The sequence below is a fragment of the Aneurinibacillus aneurinilyticus ATCC 12856 genome (assembly GCF_000466385.1).
GTDB classification, from domain to species: Bacteria; Bacillota; Bacilli; order Aneurinibacillales; family Aneurinibacillaceae; genus Aneurinibacillus; species Aneurinibacillus aneurinilyticus.
The window spans coordinates 1-6,710 of record NZ_KE952675.1 but is presented as its reverse complement, the minus strand read 5'-3'; the positions used below and the strand labels follow the sequence as shown (position 1 = coordinate 6,710).

General features: G+C 35.8%; 5 protein-coding genes. 4 read left to right on the top strand and 1 reads right to left on the bottom strand.

All coding sequences use genetic code 11. The features are described from left to right. Positions 1–199 precede the first annotated feature (199 nt). From HMPREF0083_RS02270 to HMPREF0083_RS02250, 4 genes are all read left to right on the top strand, one after another. Complete coding sequence (locus HMPREF0083_RS02270; protein WP_040301220.1) at positions 200–892, top strand: M24 family metallopeptidase; 693 nt, start codon at positions 200–202, stop codon at positions 890–892. Between the two features lie 829 nt (positions 893–1,721). Continuing rightward, on the top strand, positions 1,722–2,108 hold the full coding sequence (locus HMPREF0083_RS02265; RefSeq protein WP_040301218.1) for a DUF2089 domain-containing protein: 387 nt from the start codon (positions 1,722–1,724) through the stop codon (positions 2,106–2,108). After that, entirely contained in the window at positions 2,105–2,482 is a 378-nt protein-coding gene (locus HMPREF0083_RS02260; RefSeq protein ID WP_021619341.1) for an SHOCT-like domain-containing protein, read from the top strand. Before HMPREF0083_RS02265 ends, HMPREF0083_RS02260 begins: the two co-directional genes overlap by 4 nt. A gap of 698 nt (positions 2,483–3,180) precedes the next feature. Then, positions 3,181–3,714: a hypothetical protein gene (locus tag HMPREF0083_RS02250; protein WP_040301217.1), complete on the top strand. Its 534-nt coding sequence runs from the start codon at positions 3,181–3,183 to the stop codon at positions 3,712–3,714. Positions 3,715–4,734: 1,020 nt separating this feature from the next. On the opposite strand, the gene abc-f is transcribed toward HMPREF0083_RS02250, so the two are convergent. After that, on the bottom strand, positions 4,735–6,375 hold the full coding sequence (gene abc-f / locus HMPREF0083_RS02245) for a ribosomal protection-like ABC-F family protein (RefSeq protein WP_021619336.1): 1,641 nt from the start codon (positions 6,373–6,375) through the stop codon (positions 4,735–4,737). Positions 6,376–6,710: the final 335 nt, after the last annotated feature.

Here is a 6,710-nt window from a genome sequence, read left to right as displayed (position 1 = left end):
AGGGACGAAATTGACCGGCAACTGTCTCCCACACTGAGAGGCCCAGATGTTTTGCCGGTTCGGCCCTGGCGCCACAAAGCGGCCGTGTCTCTTCCTTGTAGAAAAGACGAGGGAACACGCCGACGCGTGCATCTTATTTCTTCCGGTATATGGATAATCAACAGGTGTGTTATATTATTAGTAAGAGGTGAGAGAAGTTTTGAATCAATCTTTAGAGAAAAGACATTTAGCCCTACGGGATGCCGAAACGAAGGCAGAAGAATTATTTAGAGCAATCGAAGAAAAAGGTATACTGCGTAGTGGTATAACTGAAAAACAAATTAATCGAGAGATTTATGAATTGGCTTTCCAAATGTTCGGAATTAAAAAATATTGGCATAAACGTATTGTGCGAGCTGGGAGGAACACCCTGTATCCTTATAGGGAAAATCCACCAGACTTGACCGTTTCTAAGGAAGATATTATCTTTCTTGACTTTGGTCCTATATTTGAGGATTGGGAGGCTGATTTCGGTCGGACATACGTTCTCGGAAAAGATCCAATCAAAGTGAAGCTACGTAATGATATTGCACAGGCTTGGGAAGAGGGAAAAGCCTTCTTCCAATCCAGACCGCATATTACAGGCAGTGAACTTTTCGCATTCGTTTGCGATCTTGCGAAAAAGTATGGATGGGAATACGGAGGTCCGCATGCCGGCCATCTTATTGGTGAGTTCCCTCATGAACAGGTACAGGGTGAGGAAGTTGAGAATTATATTCATCCTGACAATAAAGTTCCAATGAGAGAACCTGATAAGAATGGTCAGCCACGAGATTGGATCTTGGAGATCCATTTTATCGATCGGGAACTTGAAATCGGCGGTTTCTTTGAGCAGTTATTAACAGTTGAATAGGTTAGGTAGTATTAATCAAGGGTATTGATTATCCGACCTTATTCAGAGTAAATAGTCACTACATCAAGTCCCAAGCGGACGGTGGGTTCGTCTCCCGTAGAGAAGCGTATATCGGTCGCCAAGGGAGACGAAAAGCCCTCTTCGTGCCCTGTTGAGGTATATAGGTACAGGGCGTGTCTAACCTCCTGAATATTTGATATGTCTTGCGAAGAAAATATTTTAGCTTTTAGTCATAACAACGGACCATGATGATAATTTTTTATCTCCTTGAAAAGAGAAACCTCTTGCTTTATAGGCTACATCATCTATTTAATAATGGATTCACTTCCAGAGTAGTCCCCATTTTCAGAGACATATCTTGAAATAATTGCGTCTTCAAGTACCATAAATTTCCCCCCCACCAAAAAAAATGTTCTAGAAAATATTTTGTGTATTAAAAGAGAAGGGTTAACGGCCGATGGTTGCCATATTAGAATGAAGCAGTGAAAGATACACAAAGGTAACCACCCAGATGTTTTGTGCTCCCGGCCTTGATACCACAAAGCAGCCGTGTGCCTTCTTTGCGAGAAAAAGACGAAGAAATACGCCGATGCGTGTACCTTCTCCCATATATGAAATGGGAAGGGAAGAGGCTTGTTCATTCAGCGGTTCAGCAATTGGGCACGAGAAAACAATGCTTATATAAATATCATGTGGTTTTTTAAAAAATAAAAGTGTGTATTGAATAAATTAATTTTCATTATATTATTTTTAATTATATTTAATATTAATGTTTACTTTTGTGATTTTCGATCGTATAATCAACTCAAATAAAAGAAAGGAATTTCTTATGAGATATCCTGTTTTGACTAACTGCCCAGTTTGTAGCCATTCACTGCATGTCATGAAGTTACACTGTCCGCATTGTCATACTACCATTGAAAATGAATTTAAATTATCAAAATTCGCTTCTTTGTCTTCCGAACAATTGCAATTCATAGAAACATTTCTTGTTTGTAGAGGAAACATTAAAGAAGTGGAGAAAGAGCTTGGTATTTCTTATCCAACCGTACGCGGAAAGCTAAATGATGTTGTTGTTGCACTTGGACATGATGCTGAAATGCCGAAAAAAAGTGAGCGGGATACAAAAAAAATTATTTCTATGTTAGAAGATGGCGAACTAAAAGCTGAAGAAGCCATTAAATTATTAAAAAATGAATCGAGGGATTTAAAATGAAAGAAGAAATTTCAAAAGTATTAATGATGGTACAAGAAGGAAAAATTGATTCTGAAAAAGCGGCTGAACTTATCCAGGTGTTAAAAGAAAAAGAAGCATCATATATAGCGCCTACAGCATATTTGGATAAAACATTAAAAGTACGTGTCGTTTCTAAAGAGAACGGTAACGTGAATGTTAAGTTACCCATTAAACTTGTGAAAACGGTGTTAAGGGCAGGTCACGGTATTGCGATAAACGTACCACAGGCAGAAAAATATGTAAAAGATTTGGATATTGATTTGTTAATCGATGCGATTGAAAACGAACTAGATGGTCAAATTGTGGATATTCAATCGGCTAATGGCGATACTGTAGCTGTCATTATCGAATAGGTCTTTCGATGATTAAAGTCAAAATTCAAACGGAAAATAAACGTAGATTTTCGATTCCTGTTCCGTACAGCTTTATGTACCTCTTAAGCTTCTTGTTATCTTCTGAATTTCTTTGGAGACAGATAAATAAATGGATGAAGCATCAGTCAGGGGAAAAAGTTTTTTTTGTCGAGTTTTTACATCCAAAGCTGATAAAGCATTTTCTGAGTTCTATCATTAAAGAGTTACAGCATCAAAAAGGTCTTGTTATTGTCGATATAAAATTACAAGATGGAACCCAGGTCATCATAAGGTTATAAACAGACAATATAAGCAGTGTTATTGCTACAAACCTGTGAATAAGAAAAGAATGTTCATTTACAAGGTCCTGGTGACGAAAGCTGTCTTTGTAACACCGTTTGACGTTTGAACGGTGTTTTTTGTTTTTTTACTGCTTTTTAGTAAAAGAAATTATTGTTAATTATCCGATTTTATCCAGAACAAACAACATGAAGGGTCCGAAATTGAAGGGGAAAAGTGCTTTAACTAGGCGGGGAATATATGAAGGATTGTTGGAAAGAGGTTGGGAACCTGTAAATGCGAAGCGTTATGCTACTGAATTAACGACGAAACTTAGGGAGGATGCAATTAATTTTGCTAAGAAACAAGGTTATATAAAATGTCCTTAAAAACTAATAAAATGGAAGGGTGGATTTTAATTGTTTGCTCAATGCATTCCTTTTGATAATCATGTGAGAGGTAGAATAGGTGGTAATCCTCCAAAATTGATTGAAGAACAAATACCTGATGATTACAGGTTTTATGCAACTCTAGTTCATCCAGAAAAGGAGGATGTTATGCTTTCTATTATTATTCATGAGAATTTTGATACTTTATTGGAAAAAAATATTTATCCTTCAATTGAAGTAAGAGTTATAGAGCATGAATACTCCGAAATTGGGAGCAACACTGATAAAAGTATTTTAGATTTAGGTATGAACTCAATAAGTGATTATTCGGAAAACCAAGGGAATAATTTTTTGTTTATTAAAGTTTTGGGAGAACCACGTCTTATTCAACCCAAAAGTTATTATTATAAAGAGTTGGAAAATAATAATTATTCCTTTTTTCTGCAAATAGAGGAGGAAGGCTATAGTGATAATATGGATTATGTGTTTATGTACGGTGCATTATATCTATATAGGCATAATGAAACAGGAGAGGTCATTGCTGGTTTCTGGCAATGCTCTTGAACAACCTAGCTATTAGAGTGTAAAATGCGCACCTGCCGGTTACTTTATTCAAATGCGATTGTGCAGATTGAGTAAAGTAACCCTCTTTTTCATTGATTTTGATGTGATTTTTGGCAAAGACCCTTGTATTTTCCTCAGGAGAAATAGCTGAAAACATCCATTTTTACATGAGCGATGGGGTTCTTGATCAGTCCATAAGTAAAAAGTTTTGAATCTATCTGTATAAATTATCATATTTCGACAAAACAATACTTTGGTTACATAAAAATTAAAGTGTACCCATTGTCAAGGACAGTTTGGGTTTTTATTCTCCAATTTAGATAGGTTTTGTTTTCAAAACATTACCAAACATGGCAGAGACCAAAGATTAGTCTCTAAATAATATCAATATATTCTAAAGGAATTGATCTATCAAAAATCAAATCTTTTAAAGGATCTACATTTTTCCCAAACTTATAACAAAGATATAATCGTTCATTAAATTCTGCATAAACCCTGACATTTTACCTTTTTCATAACGTCCGTAAGTTTGTAATTGTGGAAAGCGTTTCTCTGAAAAATCCCCCTTCTAATCATCACGGCAAGTCCCGAACGGGTGATGGATTCGTCTCCCACAAAGGGGCATAGAGGGCCGCTTTTTGCTTCAGCTGTATTGTGACAATAAAATTATTTACTAAACAAAAAAGATGTTTACCGGACAAAAGTGTTCTTCGCTGATACCCGTAATAACGGACAGCTTAGTGGAAGAACTTTAAGGGGTACCATTACATTGCCATCAAGCTAGAGCCCCATTATGAGAATTAAGCTCATTTTTTAGTCTTGGGTGTAACTTGTTTTGTTAGGTTAATTGAGATGGGGGGATGTCAGGAAAAAGCGGATTTACAACGATAAGGAAACCCAATACTAAAAAGCCCAACTTCTCCGTAAATTAATAGAGAAATTGGGCCTTTTCATTACTCCATTAAAGCGCTCGATAATGGAATAACTAAAACATTGTGGGCCTCAGGATTTTACAACCAATCATTGAAGCTCCTTTATTAATTTCGTGAGCTCTTTAAACCTTAGATCAAGCACCGCATATTCTTTATTATTTGGAGTCATGAAGCTAAGCTTCCCCAAAACTTCTTGTCGTTCTGTTTCAAGAGTTAAACGCAATTCCTCATTATCATCTCTTTTTGGTGATGGTTCCTTCCCATTAATTTGCTTATATATGGTGTGATTTGAAAAAACGAGCTTAGTGTTTGTTGTTTTTTCAAGAAAATAACGATCGTGTGACACGACCAATAAAGTGCCATTATATTGTTCTAATGTTTCTTCAAGCTGTTCACGGGTAGGCAAATCTAGATGGTTCGTTGGTTCATCTAGGATGAGTACATCTTTTTCTTCTAGAATATATTTCATTAACTTACATTTCACACGCTCACCCATGCTCATCTTTCCAATAGGCTCTGTCCACTGAGAATCAAGGAACCCTAAATGTATCATTAAATTCCGTACGTGCCCTCTCGCTTCAAATGACTCTTTATCGAATAACTGTTTGGGAGTTTGATCAAGGGGCAAGTCAAAAACTTCTTGTGTTAAATAGCCGATATTTGCTGATGGAGAAACCCATATATCACCTTTAGTAACTGTTTCTTTTGCGGTTATCATATTCAAAAAGGTCGTTTTACCACTACCATTTGGACCTGTAACTGAAACCTTTTCGCCATGCTGAATGGTAAAATTAGCACCTTTAAAAAGTTTTCGTCCTTCAAAAGACTTTTCTAAATTTTTAACCTCTAAGAATCGCTTGCCTACTTTATGATTCGATTTTAATGAAAAATTTACTTGGTATTCAGCCTTAGGCGCATCAACTTTAATTTTTTCAAGTTCTTTTTCAAGACGCTTTTGTTTTGATTTTACTTGTGAATCCATTCGTTTAGCTTTTACACGATAGTATTCTTTAGGGAATTCCTGTTTTGTTGATTGTGCGTGAGCTGATTTTGACCATGATGTTAGTTGGTTCATTTGACCTTCAATACGTTCTATCATCTTTTGCTGTTTCTCATATTCACGTTGCTGTGTAAGCCTTTCTCTTTCACGAAATTTCATATAACTAGTATAGTTACCGCTATGACTGATGAGCGTTTGATTTTCAATTGACCATATTTTCGTGACAACTTTATCTAAGAAATAACGATCATGCGATACGAGTATAATAGTACCTTTATAGCTTTTAAGCTGGCTAATTAGGAAGTCTGAACTCTGTTCATCTAAATGATTTGTTGGTTCGTCCAACAATAAAATGTCCGTATTTTTGGCTAAACCTTTTGCAAGGCGGGCTTTTAATCTTTCTCCTCCACTTAAATTCGAGAAGTCACGGATTGGAACATTCCACTTCCTTAATAACGCTTCTTCTTGAGATGTAACCTCATCAAAAGAATAAGACTCGGTTTCTTGTTCAACCATCGTGATGATAAGATCATTTTGCAGGTGCTTAATTTGTCCTTCTGTTGGTGGAAAGTCACCATTCAGTAATTGCAATAACGTTGATTTTCCAGCACCATTTTTACCTATGATTCCGATAATATCCCCTTGTTGTACATTCGTATTTATATTTTCAAAAATAGTATGATTTTGAATTTCAACTTTTATATTTTGTAACTGCATTAGTTCTAACATAAAGAATCATCCCTTCTCTTTAGGGAGAATAAAAAATCCTCCCAAATAATTTTGGAAGGATTAGTCAAATCGCCTTTTTGCCGTACGTAAATAAGCTATTTAGCATCGCAGCTATATAATATATGGAAAAATGGGCAGACTAATCCTAAGTTTTATTATCTGAAATATACTATTTCAAATGTTAAAAATTAGGTTAGTTATCCATTGTCCACCCATCATCCCTTTCGTTCAATGTAAAGCTGATTTTAACACTTCTAAGTGAAGTATGCAACATCACTTTAGACAAGAATTAACATAACTTTATTTAACTTCCCTCCGAAAGAAGTCTCCCACTT

Coding starts and splice junctions, on each gene's coding strand:
- HMPREF0083_RS02265 (WP_040301218.1), top strand. CDS start 1,722: ATGAGATATCCTGTTTTGACTAACTGCCCAGTTTGTAGCCATTCACTG.
- HMPREF0083_RS02260 (WP_021619341.1), top strand. CDS start 2,105: ATGAAAGAAGAAATTTCAAAAGTATTAATGATGGTACAAGAAGGAAAA.
- abc-f (WP_021619336.1), bottom strand. CDS start 6,375: ATGTTAGAACTAATGCAGTTACAAAATATAAAAGTTGAAATTCAAAAT.